Raw genomic sequence first — 17454 nt, forward strand, 5'->3', positions numbered from 1 at the left:
GCGCGGGGCGATTTTTCGACGGAAACCGCCCCCCCTTTCCCTCCGGATGCAAGGCGCGGATACATCATGACATTCACCCCCACCGACTACCTCCCCTATGACTTCGCCAACCGCCGTCATATCGGGCCATCTCCCGCAGAAATGGCAGAGATGTTCGACGTGCTGGGCGTCGCCGATCTCGACACGCTGATCGACCAGACCGTGCCCAAAGCCATCCGGCAGGAAGCGCCGCTCGATTTCGGCAAACCAAAATCCGAGCGCGAGCTTTTGCACCACATGCGCAAGGTAGCGGATAAGAACAAGGTACTCGTGTCGCTGATTGGCCAAGGTTACCACGGCACTGTCACGCCCCCAGCGATCCAGCGCAATATCCTTGAAAACCCGGCCTGGTACACCGCCTATACCCCCTACCAGCCCGAGATTTCGCAGGGGCGTCTTGAGGCGCTCCTGAACTTCCAGACCATGGTTAGCGACCTGACCGGGCTGGAGATTGCCAATGCGTCGCTCTTGGACGAGGCGACCGCCTGTGCCGAGGCGATGACCATGGCGCAGCGCGTCGCTAAGTCCAAGGCCAAGGGGTTTTTCATCGACCGCGACTGCCACCCGCAGAACATCGCCGTGATGAAAACTCGCGCCGAGCCACTGGGCATCGAGGTGATTGTGGACAAGCCCGAAAAGCTCGACCCCGAGGCGGTGTTTGGCGCGATCTTCCAGTATCCCGGCACCTATGGCCATGTGCGCGACTTCACGCCCCAGATGGAGGCCCTGCATGCGGCCAAGGCTATTGGCATCGTGTCCGCCGATCCGCTGGCCCTGACGCTTCTGAAGGAACCCGGCGCGATGGGGGCCGATATTGCCGTGGGCTCCACACAGCGATTTGGCATCCCCATGGGTTATGGCGGCCCGCACGCGGCCTATATGGCCACCAAAGATGCGTATAAACGCGCCATGCCGGGGCGGATTGTGGGCGTGTCGGTGGACAGCCATGGCAACCGCGCCTATCGCCTGTCGCTGCAAACCCGCGAACAGCATATCCGCCGCGAAAAGGCCACGTCGAATGTCTGCACCGCGCAGGCGCTCCTGGCCGTGATGGCCGGCATGTACGCGGTGTTCCACGGGCCAGAGGGGCTCAAGGCCATTGCCCAACGCATTCATCGCAAGACCGTGCGGCTGGCCAAGGGGCTGGAAGATAACGGGTTCAAGGTCGATCCCCGCGCCTGTTTCGACACAATCACCGTGGATGTGGGGCCGCTGCAATCGGCGGTGTTGAAATCGGCGGTGGATGAGCGCGTGAACCTGCGCCGTGTGGGCGAGACCCGCGTCGGCATCACGCTGGACGAACGAACCCGCCCCTCGACCATCGAGGCGGTCTGGCGCGCCTTTGGCATCACCCGTCAGGACAAGGATTTCGCGCCGGATTACCGCTTTCCGGAAGAAATGCTGCGCACATCCGATTACCTGACCCACCCGATTTTCCACATGAACCGGGCCGAGACCGAGATGATGCGCTATATGCGCAGACTGGCGGATCGCGACCTTGCGCTGGACCGGGCGATGATCCCGCTGGGGTCGTGTACGATGAAGCTCAATTCGGCCGCGGAAATGATGCCGGTGAGCTGGCGGGAGTTCTCTCTTCTGCACCCGTTTGTCCCGGAAAATCAGGCGCTTGGCTACAAAGAGCTGATCGATGACCTGTCGGACAAGCTCTGCGCGATCACCGGTTATGATGACTTCTCCATGCAGCCCAATTCCGGCGCGCAGGGCGAATATGCCGGGCTATTGACCATCGCGCGCTACCATCGCGCAAACGGCCAGGGGCATCGCAACGTCTGCCTCATCCCGATGAGCGCCCATGGCACCAACCCGGCCAGCGCGCAGATGGTGGGTTGGAAGGTCGTGGTGGTGAAATCGGCGGAGAACGGTGATATCGACCTTGACGATTTCCGCGCCAAGGCCGAGCAACATTCGGAAAACCTTGCCGGGTGCATGATCACCTACCCCTCGACCCACGGCGTGTTCGAAGAAACCGTGACCGAGGTCTGCGCCATCACGCATCAGCATGGCGGTCAGGTCTATATTGACGGGGCCAACCTCAACGCCATGGTCGGCCTGTCGCGCCCCGGCGATCTGGGCGGGGATGTGAGCCACCTGAACCTGCACAAGACCTTCTGCATCCCGCATGGCGGGGGCGGTCCGGGCATGGGACCCATCGGGGTGAAACAGCATCTGGTGGAACACCTGCCGGGTGATCCCAATGGTGGCGACGGGCCGGTCTCGGCCGCGCCCTTTGGCTCTCCATCGCTGCTGCCGATCTCATGGGCCTATATCCTGATGATGGGCGGCGAGGGCCTGACCCAGGCAACGCGGGTTGCGATCCTCAACGCCAACTATATCGCCAAGCGTCTGGAGGGTGCCTATGACGTTCTCTACAAGGGCAAGACGGGCCGTGTCGCGCATGAATGCATCATCGACACGCGACCCTTTGCCGACAGCGCGGGCGTCACGGTGGATGACATCGCCAAGCGTCTGGCCGATTGCGGTTTCCACGCGCCGACGATGAGCTGGCCGGTGGCTGGCACGCTCATGATCGAGCCCACGGAGAGCGAGACCAAGGCCGAGCTGGACCGGTTCTGCGACGCAATGCTGGCGATCCGCGAGGAGATCCGGGAGATTGAAGACGGCAAGATCGACAAGGACAACAACCCGCTGAAAAACGCACCGCACACGATGGAAGACCTCGTTCGCGACTGGGACCGGCCCTATAGCCGCGAACAGGGCTGTTTCCCGCCGGGCGCGTTCCGGGTCGACAAATACTGGCCACCCGTGAACCGCGTGGACAATGTCTTTGGCGACCGGCACCTGATCTGTACCTGCCCGCCGATGGAGGACTACGCCGAAGCGGCAGAGTAGGTCCGGCACTTACGAAACCGATCCGCGCGCCCGATCTGGCGCGCGGGTCTATTCCGGGGCGGTGATCGTCAAGCGCACTGGCTCCAGCCCGTCAATCCCGCCTTCAAGCCGGTCCCCCTGCCCCACTGCGCCCACCCCAGCGGGCGTTCCGGTCAGGATCACGTCACCCGGCCCAAGGTGGTAATAGCCGGACAGATGCGCGGCGATGCCCGCAACGTCATGGATCATGTCCGACAGCGCGGCCTCCTGCCTGCGCACGCCGTTCACGTCCAGCCAGATTTTCTGCGGCCCGACTTCTCCAAAGTTTTCGGCTGGCAACATCGGCGCAAACACCGCCGAGCCTTCGAAATCCTTGGACAGGTCCCAGGGCCTGCGCTTGTCCTTGGCCTGCGCCTGCAGATCCCGCCGCGTCATGTCCAGCGCCACCCCATACGCATAGACCGCTTCGGCCGCCTCCGCACGACTGGCCCGGAATAGAGGCGCGCCCAGCGCAAAGGCCAGTTCCACCTCATGATGCAGGTCCTGCGTCCCGGGCGGATAGGGCAACTCGGCACCGGACGGCACAACAGCGCTCAGCGATTTGGTGAAATAGAACGGCGCTTCGCGATCCACCGTATTGCCCATTTCGGCGGCATGCGCCGCGTAGTTGCGACCGACGCAAAAGATGCGCCGCACCGGATAAAGCTGCGCCTCTCCTTGGACGACAAGACCCGTGGGCGGCTCGGGCGGGAACAGGAAATCAGTCACGTTACGCAGTCCTTTGCTTCGGTTTCACGGATTTGCACGCATTTCTGACCCTACTCTGCCCCTTCGTGCCATTGAATCCGAGCCTCTTTTCCGACTAGACAAACAAATGACCGATCTTCGCGCGCTTTCCATCCATTGGCTCACCGCTACCGGGGCCGTTTTCGCCATGCTTGCCTTGCTGGAGGCGGTGCAGGGCGATTGGCCCATGATGTTCGTCTGGCTTGTCGTGGCCTTTGCCGTGGATGGGGTGGATGGACCGCTGGCGCGCAAATACGACGTCAAGACCAATGCACCGCGCTTTGACGGGGTGCTTCTGGACCTGATCATCGACTACCTGACCTATGTTTTCATCCCGGCCTATGCGCTGTTTGCCTCGGACCTCTTGCCGGGCTGGACCGGATGGGTGGCCATCATCCTCATCACTTTTTTCAGCGCGCTCTATTTCGCCGATACCGGAATGAAAACAAAGGATAACTCCTTTGCGGGCTTCCCCGGCTGCTGGAATATGGTGGTGATCGTGCTCTTCGCGGTGGAACCGAATTTCTGGGTCATTCTCGGGATCGTCGCGGCGTTCTGCGTAGCGATGTTTCTGCCGCTGAAATTCATCCATCCGGTGCGCACCGAGCGCTGGCGCATGCTGTCGCTGCCCATCGCGCTGGCATGGACCTTCTTTGCCGGATGGGCGGCCTGGGTCAATTTCCACCCCGAAAGCTGGGCACATTGGGGGCTTGTGGTCACCTCGCTTTACCTGACCTTCGTGGGCATCATGCAACAGATCATCCCGGCCCGCGCATGATGCGGCTGGTCGCGCTGACCGCGCTGGTCATGACCGCCTTTGCCGCCAATTCCGTTCTCAACCGTCTGGCCTTGGAACCGGGCACGACAGGACCCGCCAGTTTCGCGCTGATCCGGCTGGCGTCGGGTGCGGCCCTGCTTGCGCTTTTGGTCGTGTTGCAAGGGCAAGCCGGAACCTTGAAACCGCGCGCGGCACATCTGCCCGGTGTTTTAACGCTCACCCTCTATATCCTCGGGTTCTCCTTCGCCTATCAGACGCTACCCGCCGGTCTAGGGGCGCTGATCCTGTTTGGAGGTGTACAGATCACCATGTTCCTCGGCGCCGTCATTGCACGAGAACCTTTGCCGCCTCTGCGTATTCTCGGCGCAGGCATCGCCTTTGCCGGGCTGGCGTGGCTCATGGCACCAGGGGCGGCGCGCCCCGACCCTATGGGCTTTGCACTGATGAGCGCCGCCGCGCTTGGCTGGGGCCTCTTTTCGCTGATCGGGCGCAAGGCGGGCGCGCCGCTACCCACCATGAGCGCCTCTTTCCTCTGGGCCACGCCGCTGGGGCTGCTGGCCTTCCTGATCTGGCCGGACACAACCGACCTGCGTGGCGTGATCCTCGCCGTGATCTCCGGCGCGGTTACCTCCGGGCTGGGTTACGCGCTCTGGTATCGAGTCTTGCCCGCGATCCCCTCTTCCATCGCCGCGGTCGTACAACTGACCGTGCCGATCATCGCCATGGCGGGCGGCATGGTGTTCCTGTCCGAACCGCTGACCCTGCGCTTTGCTCTCGCCGCCGCGCTGGTGCTTGGCGGGGTGGCCTTGTCGCTACGTCGCGGCTGATCCCTCTTCCACAGCCGCGCCTGCTCCCATATGTGACAGACATGCGCTTCGTCCTTGCCCTCTGTGTCCTGCTGATGCCGACCCTGGCCCGGGCCGATTGCATCGTCTTCCTGCACGGACTTGCCCGCAGCGAATACAGTTTCGCGGTGATGGAACAGGTCATGGCCGCCGAAGGCTTTGACACGGTGCTGCCCAGTTACGCCTCCACCTCTGCCAATGTGCAAAGCCTCGTGATGGACACGTTGCCCGACGCGATTGCGCAATGCGACGGCGACGAAATCCATTTCGTCACTCATTCGATGGGCGGCATTCTTCTGCGCGTCTGGCTGCGCGATCATGGTGCCCCCGCGAATATGGGCCGCGTTGTCATGCTTGCCCCGCCAAACCAGGGCAGCGAACTGGTGGACGAGTTGGGCGGGCTGGAGCTGTTCCGCTGGATCAACGGCCCGGCCGGGCTCCAGCTTGGCACCGATCCCGAAAGCCTGCCCCCGCAATTGCCGCCAGTCGACGCTGATCTCGGCGTGATCGCGGGCAACCGATCACTCAACCCCTATTTTTCATCACTGCTCGAAGGTCCCGATGATGGCAAGGTCTCAGTCGCGTCAACGCGGGTTGAGGGCATGGATTGGCACATTACCTTGCCGGTGACGCACACCTTCATGATGAACAACCCCTTCGTGATGCAGCAAACCCTGCTTTACCTGCGTGAAGGCCGGTTCGATCCCGAGATGGATCTGGCCGAGGCCCTGTTTGGCCCCACCGATGACGACGATTGACCTGACATTTCACGGCGCGGACTGGCTTGCACCGGACGGGCTGCATGACACGCCGCTGAGCATTTCCGGGGGACATATCGGCGGCACCGGGCGCGCGGTGGACCTGTCGGGCAAGCTGATCCTGCCCGGCATCGTGGACCTGCATGGCGACGCGTTCGAACATCACATTGCCCCGCGCCGCGGCGCCATGACCGATGCCACCGCAGGCATTCTCGCAGCCGAGGCCGACCTCGCCGCCAATGGCATCACCACCGCCGTGCTGGCGCAGTTCTACTCCTGGGAAGGTGGGATGCGCAGCCCCGAGGCGGCCAGACGCATGTTGTCCGCGACCGAGGCCGCACAAAAGCTGGTGGGCACCGATCTGCGCGTCCAGCTTCGCCTGGAAACCCATATGCTGGATGATTTCCCCGAAGTGCTCGACCTGCTCGACCGCTATGACGTCCGCTATGTCGCCTTTAACGATCACCTGCCGCATGAGCGGCTCGCCACCGGGCGCAGTATTCCGCGCCTGACCGGGACTGCGTTGAAATCCGGACGCAGCCCGGAAAAACACCTCGCCCTGATGCAGGCGCTGCACGCGCGTTCGCACGAGGTGCCCGCTGCGCTGGAAGCGCTCTGCAAGACCCTGACCGCGCGCGGTGTCCACATGGCCAGCCATGATGACGCCAGCGCCGGGGACCGCGCCACATGGGCGGCGCGCGGCGTGAGCATCAGTGAGTTCCCCGAAAGTTTCGAGGCGGCAGAGGCGGCCCGCGACGCCGGAGCACCGACCATACTTGGCGCGCCCAATCTGGTGCGCGGCGCAAGCCACAAGGGCAATGCCTCGGCCTTTGAGATGGTGAAACGGGGGCTGGCCACGGCCTTGGCCTCGGATTACCACTACCCGTCCCTGCGCGGGGCGGTGTGGAAACTTGTGGACGCGGGCACCCTGCCCCTGCACGAGGCCTGGGCGCTGGTATCCGCGAACCCGGCCCGAATGATAGGCCTGTCGGACCGCGGCAGCCTTGCCCCCGGTCACCGCGCCGACCTGATCATCCTCGACGCCGCCACCCGCCGCATCGAGGCCACGCTGTCCGGCGGTCGGATCACCTGTCTCACCGGCGATACCGCCGCGCGCCTGATCAGCTTTGCTTCGGAGCCGTCCCTCGCGTGAGCCGAAAGCGACAACGCGCGGAGCGGGACGCAAGGCAAATCGCCGAGGGGCCCCGCTTGCGGGGATACGGCTATTTTGCTTGCGGCACGGGAGCACGATGTCACGCACGGATCATGCGTGGGACGGGTCTGAGGCTTTGCTTTGGTGAGTTCTGAAGCAACAGCCATGCTGGCCAAACACCAAACATCAGAAGCAAGGCGTCACCTCGCCCCAATCAGAATAAAAGTGCGCGGAAGCGCACAATTGGATCAGGTCAGTCCCGCGCTACGATGCGGTTCACATGCCCCATCTTGCGGCCGGGCTTTACATCCGCCTTGCCATAGAGGTGCAGGCTCGCGCCCGGCTCTTTCGCGATCGCATCCACCCGGTCCATGTCATCGCCGATCAGGTTTTCCATCACCACGTCTGCATAGCGCGCGCCGTCGCCCAACGGCCAACCTACAACTGCGCGGATATGTTGTTCAAACTGATCGACGGTGCATCCCTGCTGCGTCCAGTGGCCGGAATTATGCACGCGCGGGGCAATTTCGTTCACCACGAGGCCTTTCGGCGTGACGAAAAGCTCCACCCCCATCACGCCCACATAATCCAGCGCGTTCAGGATCTTGCCCGCCATGAGAACCGCGTCTGCCTGCATCATCGGGCGCAGCTTCGCGGGCACCGTGGTGGTGCGCAAAATGCCGCCCTCATGCACGTTCTCGCCGGGATCGAAACAGGCCACCTCGCCGGTCACGCCGCGTGCGGCGATGACAGAGATCTCGAATCCGAAATCGACAAAACCTTCCAGAATCGCCGGCGCACCGGCCATATCCGCCAGCGCCTGCTCTGCGTCTCCGGGCTCCATGATCCGGGCCTGCCCCTTGCCGTCATAGCCAAAACGCCGGGTTTTGAGGATAGCGGGCGTGCCGATCTCGGCAATCGCCGCCTGCAATGAGGCCATGTCGCTCACATCGGCAAAGGGCGCGGTGGTCAGGCCAAGCCCCTGCAGGAACTCCTTTTCCACCAGCCGATCCTGAGACACCCGCAGCGCCTCGCGGCCCGGGCGGATGGGGCGCAGTGACTCAAGCACATCCAGCGCCTCGGTCGGGATATTTTCGAACTCATAGGTGATCACATCGACGGTCTCGGCAAATGCCTTGAGCGCCGCCACGTCGTCATACCCCGCCGTGGTCACCTGATCGGCTACATGACCGGCGGGCGGGTTGGCGCCGGGCTCAAAAATATGCGTGCGAAAGCCCAGACGGCTGGCCGCCACCGACAACATGCGCCCCAGTTGCCCGCCGCCCAGAATACCGATCACCGCCCCGGTAGAAAGTGTCTCGCTCATTTTGCCTCCAACCGCGCGCCAATCGCGGCCAATGTCGTCGTCAATGCCTCATGCGCCCCGCCCGTGCGCAGCCCGTCCGTCATCTGCAGGCTCAGCGTGCCGTCTGTGGCCAGCGCATCGCGTTCCTCGGCCAAGCTGCCCTTCATGGAATTCAGGAACCCAGCTAAAAGCTGGGTGGTAAAAAACTCCGCCGCCTGACGGTCGCCGGTTTGCGCGCCCAGCCAGTCCGCGCCGCTGTTCATCAGGTCCAGAACCCCCGGCACCATGGCGCAGATCGCGAAATGCGCGTTCAGCGCCTCTTCGCTCGCCACGGGCACAACCGGGTTTTCCGGCGCGAAGAGATCGCTCAACAGGCGGTCATTGCCATAGGCCGCCAGCGGGCAGCCGCCCTGTTCGAGAAAGCCCAGCGGGATGGTTTGCACATAATCCGCTGCCGGGGCGCAGAACGCAGCCAGCCGGTCACGCGGCACTGCCGCCATGACCGAAACGATCTGTTGTTCCGCGCGGAAGCTCAGGCCCGACAATACGTCTTCGGCGATATGCGGGCGCAGGCAGAGGAAAACAATGTCACATGCATCCACGACCGCTTGCGGCTCTGCCACGGCGACGCCCACATCACGCGCCAGCACGGCGGACACAGTCTCATTGCGGCGTGTCACGATGATCTCGTGCCCTTGCGCCGCCAGATGCCGCACCATCGGGGCCGCAATATGGCCAGTTCCGATAAAGCCGATACGGCTCATCCCTCGGGCACCTCTGGGATCGAGGCCGACAGCGCCGCGCGCCACGCGTCCAGCCTCTTGGCCAGCCCCTCGTCCTGCAGCGCCAGAATGCCCGCTGCCATCAGCCCGGCATTCTTGGCCCCCGCCGCGCCGATCGCCATGGTGGCCACCGGATAGCCACGCGGCATTTGCAAGATGGAATAGAGGCTGTCGACGCCAGACAGCGCCTTGGTTTGCACCGGCACGCCGATCACGGGAACGCGGGTCTTGGACGCCATCATGCCCGGCAGATGCGCCGCGCCACCAGCACCTGCGATGATCACCTGCAAGCCACGGCTCACCGCGGTCTTGCCATAGTCCCACAGCCGGTCGGGGGTCCGGTGGGCCGAGACGATGCGCGCCTCGTATGCGACGCCCAGTTCGTCCAGCACTTCGGCTGCTTCCTTCATGGTGGGCCAGTCCGATTGACTGCCCATGATGATGCCAATGCGTGGCTCTGCCATAATGTCCCCCGATCTCAGGAGCGCGCACTATAGCCAAACCGGCGCAAAGGACAATTGCCCTCGGCCAAGCAGGGGAATTTCGGGAAAATCAGGCGATAATGTCCGGCAGCAACCGGTCCTCGATCAGCGCAATCTTGTCCTTGAGCATCAGCTTTTTCTTCTTGAGCCGCTGAATGGTCAGCGCGTCGGCGCGCCCCTCGGCCTGAAGGGCTGTGATCGCCTCGTCTAGATCACGATGCTCACGCCGGAAAACTTCCAGTTCCACACGCAAAACATCATCGGTCTTCATCGACAGATCACTTTGCATGTTCATATCAGGAGTCTCCGATCAGGCGGCAGGAGTTTCAAGATACTGATTCGCATGACGTTTGGCAAAGGTCTTGCGCAGTCCCCGCGCGCACCCCATATTTATGGCAACCGGTTGCCTCACGGGACCGGGCGAGACTGTCGCTTAACCGCTAAGGACGTGTCATGACAAAACTGACCCTGGGCTCATACCCCCATATGCTGGGGTTCGAGCAGCTGGAGCGCCTGCTGGAACGCACGGCAAAATCCGGAAACGAAGGCTACCCGCCTTTCAATATCGAGCAGACCTCTGATCATTCCTACCGTATCACGCTGGCCGTGGCCGGATTTGGCGAAGAGGATCTGTCGATCACGGTCGAAGACCGCCAGCTTGTCATTCGCGGACGGCAAAGGGATGACGGGCATGAGCGCGTCTTCCTGCATCGCGGCATCGCCGCACGCCAGTTCCAGCGCAGCTTTGTGCTGGCCGATGGCGTCGAGGTGGGCGAAGCGGTGATGGAAAACGGTCTTCTGCACGTGGATCTCACCATGCAGCGCCCCGAAACCGTGGTGCAGACCATCAATATCAGGAAAGGGTAGTCCAATGAACACCAAGTATGATTTCGGCCCTGATCTGGAACGGGCCACTCCGCAGAACATCGTCTACGTCAAATCTGTGGCGGTGGCCGATCTGCCAATCGAAGTGCAGAATCAGGCGGCGGGCGCACAGACTCTCTATGCCGTGCACCGCGAGGATGGCGAACAGATAGCGCTCGTCGCCGACCGGCGGCTGGCCTATGTGCTGGCGCGTCAGCATGACATGTCCCCCGTGGCCGTGCATTGATGACCGAGTTTGCCGTCGATTGGGTTGACGCCTTTACCGATCAACCCTTCGGCGGCAATGGCTGCGCCGTGGTGCAGGACGCAGCGCATCTGGATGATGAAACCTGCATGCGCTTCGTGCGCGAGACCTCACTTGTCGAATGTACCTTTCTCGGGCCGTCCGACGTGGCGGAAGTGCGGGTGCGCTATTTCCTCGCCTCTGGCGAGATCCCATTTGCCGGGCATCCAACCGTGGCCAGCGTTGCCGCACTGCGCCATCGCGGGTTTGCGCCGGGCGACAGTCTGACGCTTGAAACCGGGGCCGGTATTGTCCCGGTCGAGATCGGCACAGGCGACGCGCCCTGGATCACCATGACCCAAGTTGCGCCCAGCTTCGGCGATACGGTGCTGCATGAATTCGTGGCGCATGTGGTGGGGCTTGCCCCGGATGACCTCATTTCCGAGCCACAAATCACCTCGACCGGCCTGCCCTTCGTGATCGCGCTGGTCAAGGATCTTGAGACGCTGGTGCGGGCGCGGCTTGATCTGGATGCGCTCGACGAAATGGCACGGGTCACCGGCGCACGCGGGCCGGATATGCTGGAGCCTTATCTCATCACCCGCGAGGGCTGGACCGACGGCGGAGATACCTTTGCCCGGTTGATGCTGGCCCCACCCAGCCCGCCGGAAGATCCGTTTACCGGCTCCGCCACCGGAGCCGCGGCAGCTTATCTCTGGCATCACAGTTTGATCGACAGCCCCCGATACGTGGCCGAGCAAGGCCATGGCATGGGGCGTCCCGGTCAGGCGCGGGTCGAAGTGCTGGGACCGCGCGAGGTCATCACCGGGGTGAAAGTGTCCGGTCAGGCGCATGTGCTGATGAGCGGGTCGCTGTACCTTTAGCTGAACAGGGGCTCATTCCTTCGCGCACGGCCAGATCCCAAAGCGCGCGGTCAATGCCTCCACGCAAACCCGGTTAGCCGCAGCCCGGTCCCGCCCGAACAGTTCGGCATCCTGCAACCCGTCCGCCAACGCGCGCGGCACGCAAAGGTCACGCGCCGCAGAACACAGCGCGATCGGCAATCCAAAGCGCGCAAACTGTCCCGACAGCCAGATATCATCCACCGCAAACGCCTCATCCGGCACCGTGAGCGCCAGATCATCAAGATCATCCGGCCAGAGCGCCACGCCGCCGAAACCCTGCGCGATGTCCACATCGCCGCGCAGAGCCTCTGGTTGGCGTTTCATACGCGCCACGTCAAACCCGGACACCGCCACGACAGGCGCATCAACCGCGCTCAACGCCTTGGCCCAGCCGGTCGGGTAGATACAGTCGTCATCGCAATAGATCAGCCGCGCACCCTGACCACGGAGCGCCCGCGCCGCCGGGATCAGCTTGGTCGCCGGGCCATAATCCACGTCAGACCATATGATCCGCACGCGGTCTGGCACAGGTGGCACATCGCATGCCTCAAATCTTCGGGACTTGCGTGGCAGGCACAGCCAGACCGCATCCGCCCCCTGCACCAAAAGGCGCTCCAGCGTCGGCCCCAGATCGGCAAAGCGCGGCTGGATAGAGGTCAGAGAAATCACCAGCATGCCTCTACCTGCCCGCAATCCCCACCCCGGTAAACACCCCCTTTACAGCCGCACGGCACCACAGCAGGCTTGCGTCAAAGGAGACGCGGCCATGTTCACGAGTTCCGAATTGCAAGACGCCGCCCGCATGGTCCATGCCCATATGCCTCCTACCCCGGCGCATAACTGGCCCTTGCTGGCCGAGGCGCTGGGAACGCAGGTCATCGTCAAACATGAAAACCACGCGCCCACGGGGGCCTTCAAAGTGCGCGGCGGGATCACCTTTCTCGATTGGGTGCGCCGCACCTACCCTGACGCGGAGGGCATCGTCACCGCCACACGCGGCAACCACGGCCAGTCGCAGGCCCGTGCCGCCACCGCGGTGGGGCTGAAAGCGAAAATCTACGTTCCGCGTGGCAATTCCACCGAAAAGAACACCGCCATGCGCGCCTATGGCGGCGAGGTGATCGAACATGGCGAGGATTTCGACGAGGCGCGGATCGAGGCGATGCGGATTGCAGAAACCGGCGCTTATGTCCCCGTACCACCGTTTCACCGCGAACTGGTGCGCGGCGTGGCCACCTATGGGCTGGAGCTGTTCACTGCGCATCTCGATCTGGACGTGGTCTATGTGCCCATCGGATGCGGCTCGGGCATCTGCGGCACGATTGCCGCGCGTGATGTGCTGGGGCTGAAGACGCGGATCATCGGCGTGGTCTCTACCCAAGCGGCGGGCGCGAAACTCTCCGTTGAGGCAGGGCACCTGGTCGAGACGATTTCCGCCCAAACCTTTGCCGACGGCATGGCGGTGCGCGGCCCGGTACAGGCGGCCTTTGACATCTACAGCGCGGGCGCAGAGCGGATCGAAACCGTTTCCGAGGCCGAGATCGCAAATGCGATCCGGCTCTACTACACCGCGACGCATAACATCACTGAGGGCGCGGGCGCGGCGGCGCTGGCCGTGGCCCTGCGCGAAAAGACGCAGAACCGCGGCGCCAAGGTCGGGCTGATCCTGTCGGGCGGCAATATCGACATGGGATGGTTTGCCACCCTTTTGGCGGGCGGCACGCCAGAGACCTGAACGCAAAAGAGCCGCCCCAAGCGGGACGGCTCTTTCTGTCTCGGTTGACCGGGCTTATTCGGCTGCGATCAGCCCCATGCTTTCCAGCTTGAGCAGAACCTGATGGGCGCAGTTGTCCACATCCACATTCTCGGTCTCGACGCTCAGTTCCGGGTTCTGCGGCACGTCATAGGGGTCGGAAATACCGGTGAATTCCTTGATCTTGCCTTCGCGTGCCAGCTTGTACAGGCCTTTGCGGTCGCGGCGCTCGCATTCCTCGATCGAGGTCGCAACATGCACCTCGATAAAGGCACCGAACTGCTCGATATCCTCACGCACCGCGCGGCGGGTCGTGGCATAGGGCGCGATGGGCGCGCAGATGGCGATGCCACCGTTCTTGGTGATTTCCGAGGCCACGTAACCGATGCGGCGGATGTTGAGGTCACGGTGCTCTTTCGAGAAGCCCAGTTCCGAGCTGAGGTTTTTCCGAACGATGTCACCATCCAGAAGCGTCACGGGACGGCCGCCCATCTCCATCAGCTTGACCATAAGCGCGTTGGCGATGGTCGATTTGCCGGAGCCGGAGAAGCCGGTGAAGAACACGGTAAAGCCCTGCTTGGAGCGCGGCGGTTTGGTGCGGCGCAGCTCCTTGACCACCTCGGGGAAGGAGAACCATTCCGGGATCTCCAGACCTTCGGCCAGACGGCGGCGCAGCTCGGTACCCGAGATGTTGAGGATGGTGACGTTGTCCTTGTCCTCGATCTCGTCCATCGGCTCGTATTGCGCGCGTTCCTGCACCCAGACCATGTGTTTGAAATCGACCATTTCGATGCCCATTTCCTCTGCGTGCTCGCGGAAGAGGTCCTGTGCGTCGTAGGGGCCATAGAAATCCTCGCCCTGGCTGTTCTTGCCGGGGCCAGCATGGTCGCGGCCAACGATGAAATGGGTGCAGCCGTGGTTCTTCCGGATCAGCCCGTGCCAGACCGCCTCGCGCGGGCCTGCCATGCGCATGGCAAGGTTCAGAAGGCTCATCGTGGTGGTGGACGACGGGTATTTGTCCAGCACCGCCTCGTAGCAGCGCACGCGGGTGAAGTGGTCCACATCGCCCGGCTTGGTCATGCCGACAACCGGGTGGATCAGCAGGTTGGCCTGTGCCTCTTTCGCGGCGCGGAAGGTCAGTTCCTGGTGCGCGCGGTGCAGCGGGTTGCGGGTCTGGAAGGCCACCACACGACGCCACCCCAGCTTGCGGAAATAGGCGCGCAGCTCGTTCGGCGTGTCGCGACGGGCGCGGAAATCGTAATGCACGGGCTGCTGGATGCCGGTTACCGGGCCGCCCAGATACACATTGCCCGCATGGTTGTGCAGGTAGTTCACGGCGGGGTGCGCGTCGTCATTGGCTCCGAACACCTTTTCCGCCTCGCGCGCCTTGTTCGGCACCCAGCGGTCGGTCACGGTCATGGTGGCAAGGATCACGCCCTCCTGGTCGCGCAGCGCGATGTCCTGACCGATCTCCAGCTTTTCCGCAAACTCATCCGACACATCAAGGTTGATCGGCATCGGCCACAGCGCGCCGTCGGCCAGACGCATGTTTTCAACCACGCCGTCGTAATCGGCCTCGGTCAGGAAGCCCTTGAGCGGGTTGAACCCGCCATTCATCAGCAGTTCCAGGTCACAGATCTGGCGCGGCGTCAGGTCCCAGCTAACAAGGTCGGCGGCGTCGACCTTGAGCTTCTGCGCGCTGTCATAAGACACGTAAAGCTCGGGGATGGGGGCAAGGTTGTTTTGCATGAGTTTGGTCCTGTACTTAAAGGGAGCGAGACCGCTCGTGGCACCGGTTAATTCGGCGTGAAGCGCGTCATATTCGGCAAATTTGCGGGCAAGGAACTGGTCGGTAAGGCGGATTTTCGCAGCTGCGCCGCGCGCGGTCAGCGCATAGGCGAAACGTTGACGCCGATCCGGCCCGGAACGTTCACTGATCTTGATCAGACCCGCCTCAGCCGCAGAGCGCAGCAATGCGTTGAGACGCCCCAGCGAGATGCCCAGCGCGCCCGCGGTGGCCCGCTGCGACGCGTCCGGGGCCAGATCCAGCTGGCGCAGAAGACGAAAGAGAAGATCCTCGTCCTCCGGAGTTGATTTTGCCTGGGGCAATGCCATGACCTGCGACTCAAAGTGTGTTCACGAGTGAACGCATCACATATTTTGCACTCGCAGCAAAGCGGGAATTCATTGATTTCAGGGTGATCGGCGGAAAGTTGCGGGAAAACCACAGCGCTCACGATAAACAAAGCGGGACAGAAAACCGGAGACTAGCGACCGGGCGGAACAAACCTCCGCCAATCACGGGAGCTTGCGACACGCGGTCTATTCGGCTGCAGCCACCTGCGAAACACCGGTCTTTTCGCGTATGACCTCGTCGAATATCCAGTCACGGAAGGCGCGGATCATCGGATCCCCGGCGCGGTCGTGCTGGTAGGCCACCGAGTAAATGACAAAGGGGATCGTAACGGTGTCAAAAAGCCGTTCGACGCGCCCCGCCTCCACCGTGCTGCGGACCATTGCGTCATACGCCAGTGACACGCCATGCCCCTGCTCCACCGCGGTCGTGGCCAGTTCGCAATTGGGGAAGACTGGTCCTGAGGGCATCTTGGACGGCGAAATTCCTGCCGCCTCGAACCATTCGGTCCAGGCATCGTCGGTTTCGTCATACATCAGTTGCAGCCGCAACAGGTCTTCGGGTGCGCGGATATTCTCGCGTTCGCGCAATTGCGGGCTGATCACAGGGTACCGGCTCGACTGCATCAGAGGCTCGGTAATGACGCCCGGGGTCTGGCTGGTCGCCCATTGGATCACCACATCGCTGTCATTGCTGGCAAAGTCCGTTGAGGGCGCGCCCGACGACACCTGCAACCGCACCCGGTCGCCAAAGCTCAGCCGCCCCAATCGCGGTACCAGCCAGCGCGCGGCAAAGCCCGGCGTGCAAAGCACGCGAAACGGCTTGTGCCCGGCCTGCTGAACTGAACGGGTGGATGTGTCCAGAAGATCAAGCAACCCCGTCAGCTTGCCCGCATAGCCCCGCCCGGTCAGCGTCAGGTCCAAGCTGTTGCCGTCTCGCTCAAACAAAGCGGTGTCGAGATACGCCTCCAGCGCACGTACCTGATGGCTGATCGCCGAGGGCGACAAGCACAGCTCATCCGCCGCTTTCTTGAAGCTTTTGTGTCGCGCCGCGGCCTCGAATGCCTTGACCGCCGCGAAGGGGGGAAGCTGTCGGCCCATAGCAGGTGAATTTCCTTCATCCGCAGGTGAAAAATGGTCTTTTGCGCCGTCGCGCGGCCTCAGCCTAACATCAAATCAGTTCAAATCAAAATTCCGACGGAGGACGCCATGCGTATCCTGATCCGGGCCAGCCTGTGGCTGGCACGCACAAGATTTCTGTGTCTTTTCATCCTGCTGGTGCCGGCCCACGCCTCGGCCGACCTTCTCGCCTGGCGTGACGCCCGCAACATGGGAGAGCTTGTTGCACATCTCGAAACCTGGCTGGACCGGAATACCGACCTGCCCCGCCGCGACTCGCCGCCAGAGATTCGCATGATCACAACCGCCCGGGCCGCAAGCCTTGCGCCCGGCAAACTCTGGGCCGGTCAGGACACGCTACGCGGCCTCTATGATCCGGAGGCCGAAGCCATCTGGCTGGTCCGTCCGTGGGACGCGCGCAATCCATTTGACGCGAGCACGCTTCTCCACGAGCTGATCCACCATCGTCAAGCTGCCAGCGGGCACTGGTACTGCCCCGGCGCGCAGGAATTGCCCGCCTATCGCATTCAGCAGGCCTGGCTCAACGAAATGGGGTTGGAACCGGACGTCAACTGGATCGCGGTGATGCTTGAGGCCGGGTGCACCCCGCGCGACATCCACCCGGATTAAGCGCAGGGCTCCGCATGGCCGCCATGC

At 63.0% G+C, this 17454-nt stretch carries 18 protein-coding genes; 10 read left to right on the forward strand and 8 right to left on the reverse strand.

What is annotated here, in order from left to right; genetic code table 11:
- The first annotated feature begins 66 nt into the window (after positions 1 to 66).
- On the forward strand, positions 67 to 2910 hold the full coding sequence (gene gcvP / locus PGB28_RS06765; protein ID WP_271420735.1) for an aminomethyl-transferring glycine dehydrogenase: 2844 nt from the start codon (positions 67 to 69) through the stop codon (positions 2908 to 2910).
- Positions 2911 to 2958: 48 nt separating this feature from the next.
- On the opposite strand, the gene PGB28_RS06770 is transcribed toward gcvP, so the two are convergent.
- Complete coding sequence (locus PGB28_RS06770; RefSeq protein ID WP_271420736.1) at positions 2959 to 3657, reverse strand: fumarylacetoacetate hydrolase family protein; 699 nt, start codon at positions 3655 to 3657, stop codon at positions 2959 to 2961.
- 106 nt (positions 3658 to 3763) lie between these two features.
- Here PGB28_RS06770 and PGB28_RS06775 point away from each other — a divergent pair, with 106 nt between their 5' ends.
- From PGB28_RS06775 to PGB28_RS06790, 4 genes are read left to right on the forward strand one after another with little or no spacing between them, the layout of a single operon-like run.
- Entirely contained in the window at positions 3764 to 4453 is a 690-nt protein-coding gene (locus PGB28_RS06775; RefSeq protein ID WP_271420737.1) for a CDP-alcohol phosphatidyltransferase family protein, read from the forward strand.
- A complete protein-coding gene (locus PGB28_RS06780; RefSeq protein WP_333908226.1) occupies positions 4450 to 5280 on the forward strand; it encodes a DMT family transporter in 831 nt (276 codons plus the stop codon). Before PGB28_RS06775 ends, PGB28_RS06780 begins: the two co-directional genes overlap by 4 nt.
- Before the next feature lie 41 nt (positions 5281 to 5321).
- Positions 5322 to 6056, forward strand: coding sequence for an esterase/lipase family protein (locus tag PGB28_RS06785; protein ID WP_271420738.1), 735 nt, complete (start codon positions 5322 to 5324; stop codon positions 6054 to 6056).
- Entirely contained in the window at positions 6043 to 7209 is a 1167-nt protein-coding gene (locus PGB28_RS06790; protein WP_271420739.1) for an alpha-D-ribose 1-methylphosphonate 5-triphosphate diphosphatase, read from the forward strand. Before PGB28_RS06785 ends, PGB28_RS06790 begins: the two co-directional genes overlap by 14 nt.
- A gap of 253 nt (positions 7210 to 7462) precedes the next feature.
- Here PGB28_RS06790 and PGB28_RS06795 read toward each other — a convergent pair whose 3' ends face one another.
- From PGB28_RS06795 to PGB28_RS06810, 4 genes are all read right to left on the reverse strand, one after another.
- Positions 7463 to 8536, reverse strand: coding sequence for a 5-(carboxyamino)imidazole ribonucleotide synthase (locus PGB28_RS06795; RefSeq protein ID WP_271420740.1), 1074 nt, complete (start codon positions 8534 to 8536; stop codon positions 7463 to 7465).
- Positions 8533 to 9279 carry an NAD(P)-binding domain-containing protein gene (locus tag PGB28_RS06800; protein WP_271420741.1) on the reverse strand — a complete coding sequence of 249 codons (747 nt, stop codon included), beginning with the start codon at positions 9277 to 9279 and terminating at the stop codon, positions 8533 to 8535. Before PGB28_RS06800 ends, PGB28_RS06795 begins: the two co-directional genes overlap by 4 nt.
- Complete coding sequence (gene purE, locus PGB28_RS06805; RefSeq protein ID WP_271420742.1) at positions 9276 to 9761, reverse strand: 5-(carboxyamino)imidazole ribonucleotide mutase; 486 nt, start codon at positions 9759 to 9761, stop codon at positions 9276 to 9278. Before purE ends, PGB28_RS06800 begins: the two co-directional genes overlap by 4 nt.
- 88 nt (positions 9762 to 9849) lie before the next feature.
- Positions 9850 to 10074, reverse strand: a complete 225-nt coding sequence (locus tag PGB28_RS06810; RefSeq protein ID WP_271420743.1) for a YdcH family protein — start codon at positions 10072 to 10074, stop codon at positions 9850 to 9852.
- A gap of 158 nt (positions 10075 to 10232) precedes the next feature.
- On the opposite strand from PGB28_RS06810, the gene PGB28_RS06815 reads away from it, so the two are divergent.
- From PGB28_RS06815 to PGB28_RS06825, 3 genes are read left to right on the forward strand one after another with little or no spacing between them, the layout of a single operon-like run.
- On the forward strand, positions 10233 to 10646 hold the full coding sequence (locus tag PGB28_RS06815; protein WP_271420744.1) for an Hsp20 family protein: 414 nt from the start codon (positions 10233 to 10235) through the stop codon (positions 10644 to 10646).
- A gap of 4 nt (positions 10647 to 10650) precedes the next feature.
- Positions 10651 to 10890 carry a DUF1150 family protein gene (locus PGB28_RS06820; RefSeq protein ID WP_271420745.1) on the forward strand — a complete coding sequence of 80 codons (240 nt, stop codon included), beginning with the start codon at positions 10651 to 10653 and terminating at the stop codon, positions 10888 to 10890.
- Positions 10890 to 11771: a PhzF family phenazine biosynthesis protein gene (locus tag PGB28_RS06825; RefSeq protein ID WP_271420746.1), complete on the forward strand. Its 882-nt coding sequence runs from the start codon at positions 10890 to 10892 to the stop codon at positions 11769 to 11771. Before PGB28_RS06820 ends, PGB28_RS06825 begins: the two co-directional genes overlap by 1 nt.
- Positions 11772 to 11783: 12 nt before the next feature.
- Here the strand turns inward: PGB28_RS06825 and PGB28_RS06830 are convergent, their stop codons facing one another.
- The gene (locus PGB28_RS06830; protein WP_271420747.1) at positions 11784 to 12467 is read right to left on the reverse strand and encodes a hypothetical protein; all 684 of its coding nucleotides are present in this window, start codon (positions 12465 to 12467) and stop codon (positions 11784 to 11786) included.
- Positions 12468 to 12558: 91 nt separating this feature from the next.
- On the opposite strand from PGB28_RS06830, the gene PGB28_RS06835 reads away from it, so the two are divergent.
- Entirely contained in the window at positions 12559 to 13527 is a 969-nt protein-coding gene (locus tag PGB28_RS06835) for a threonine dehydratase (protein ID WP_271420748.1), read from the forward strand.
- Between the two features lie 54 nt (positions 13528 to 13581).
- Here PGB28_RS06835 and PGB28_RS06840 read toward each other — a convergent pair whose 3' ends face one another.
- Together PGB28_RS06840 and PGB28_RS06845 are read right to left on the reverse strand one after the other, a co-directional pair.
- Positions 13582 to 15660 (reverse strand): bifunctional sulfate adenylyltransferase/adenylylsulfate kinase, encoded by a 2079-nt coding sequence (locus PGB28_RS06840; RefSeq protein WP_271420749.1) that lies wholly within the window; start codon positions 15658 to 15660, stop codon positions 13582 to 13584.
- Between the two features lie 207 nt (positions 15661 to 15867).
- Complete coding sequence (locus PGB28_RS06845) at positions 15868 to 16779, reverse strand: LysR substrate-binding domain-containing protein (protein ID WP_271420750.1); 912 nt, start codon at positions 16777 to 16779, stop codon at positions 15868 to 15870.
- 108 nt (positions 16780 to 16887) lie between these two features.
- On the opposite strand from PGB28_RS06845, the gene PGB28_RS06850 reads away from it, so the two are divergent.
- Complete coding sequence (locus PGB28_RS06850; protein ID WP_271420751.1) at positions 16888 to 17427, forward strand: DUF6647 family protein; 540 nt, start codon at positions 16888 to 16890, stop codon at positions 17425 to 17427.
- The last annotated feature ends 27 nt before the right edge of the window (positions 17428 to 17454 follow it).

The organism is Primorskyibacter aestuariivivens, from assembly GCF_028023675.1.
Classification (GTDB): Bacteria; Pseudomonadota; Alphaproteobacteria; order Rhodobacterales; family Rhodobacteraceae; genus Marinovum; species Marinovum aestuariivivens.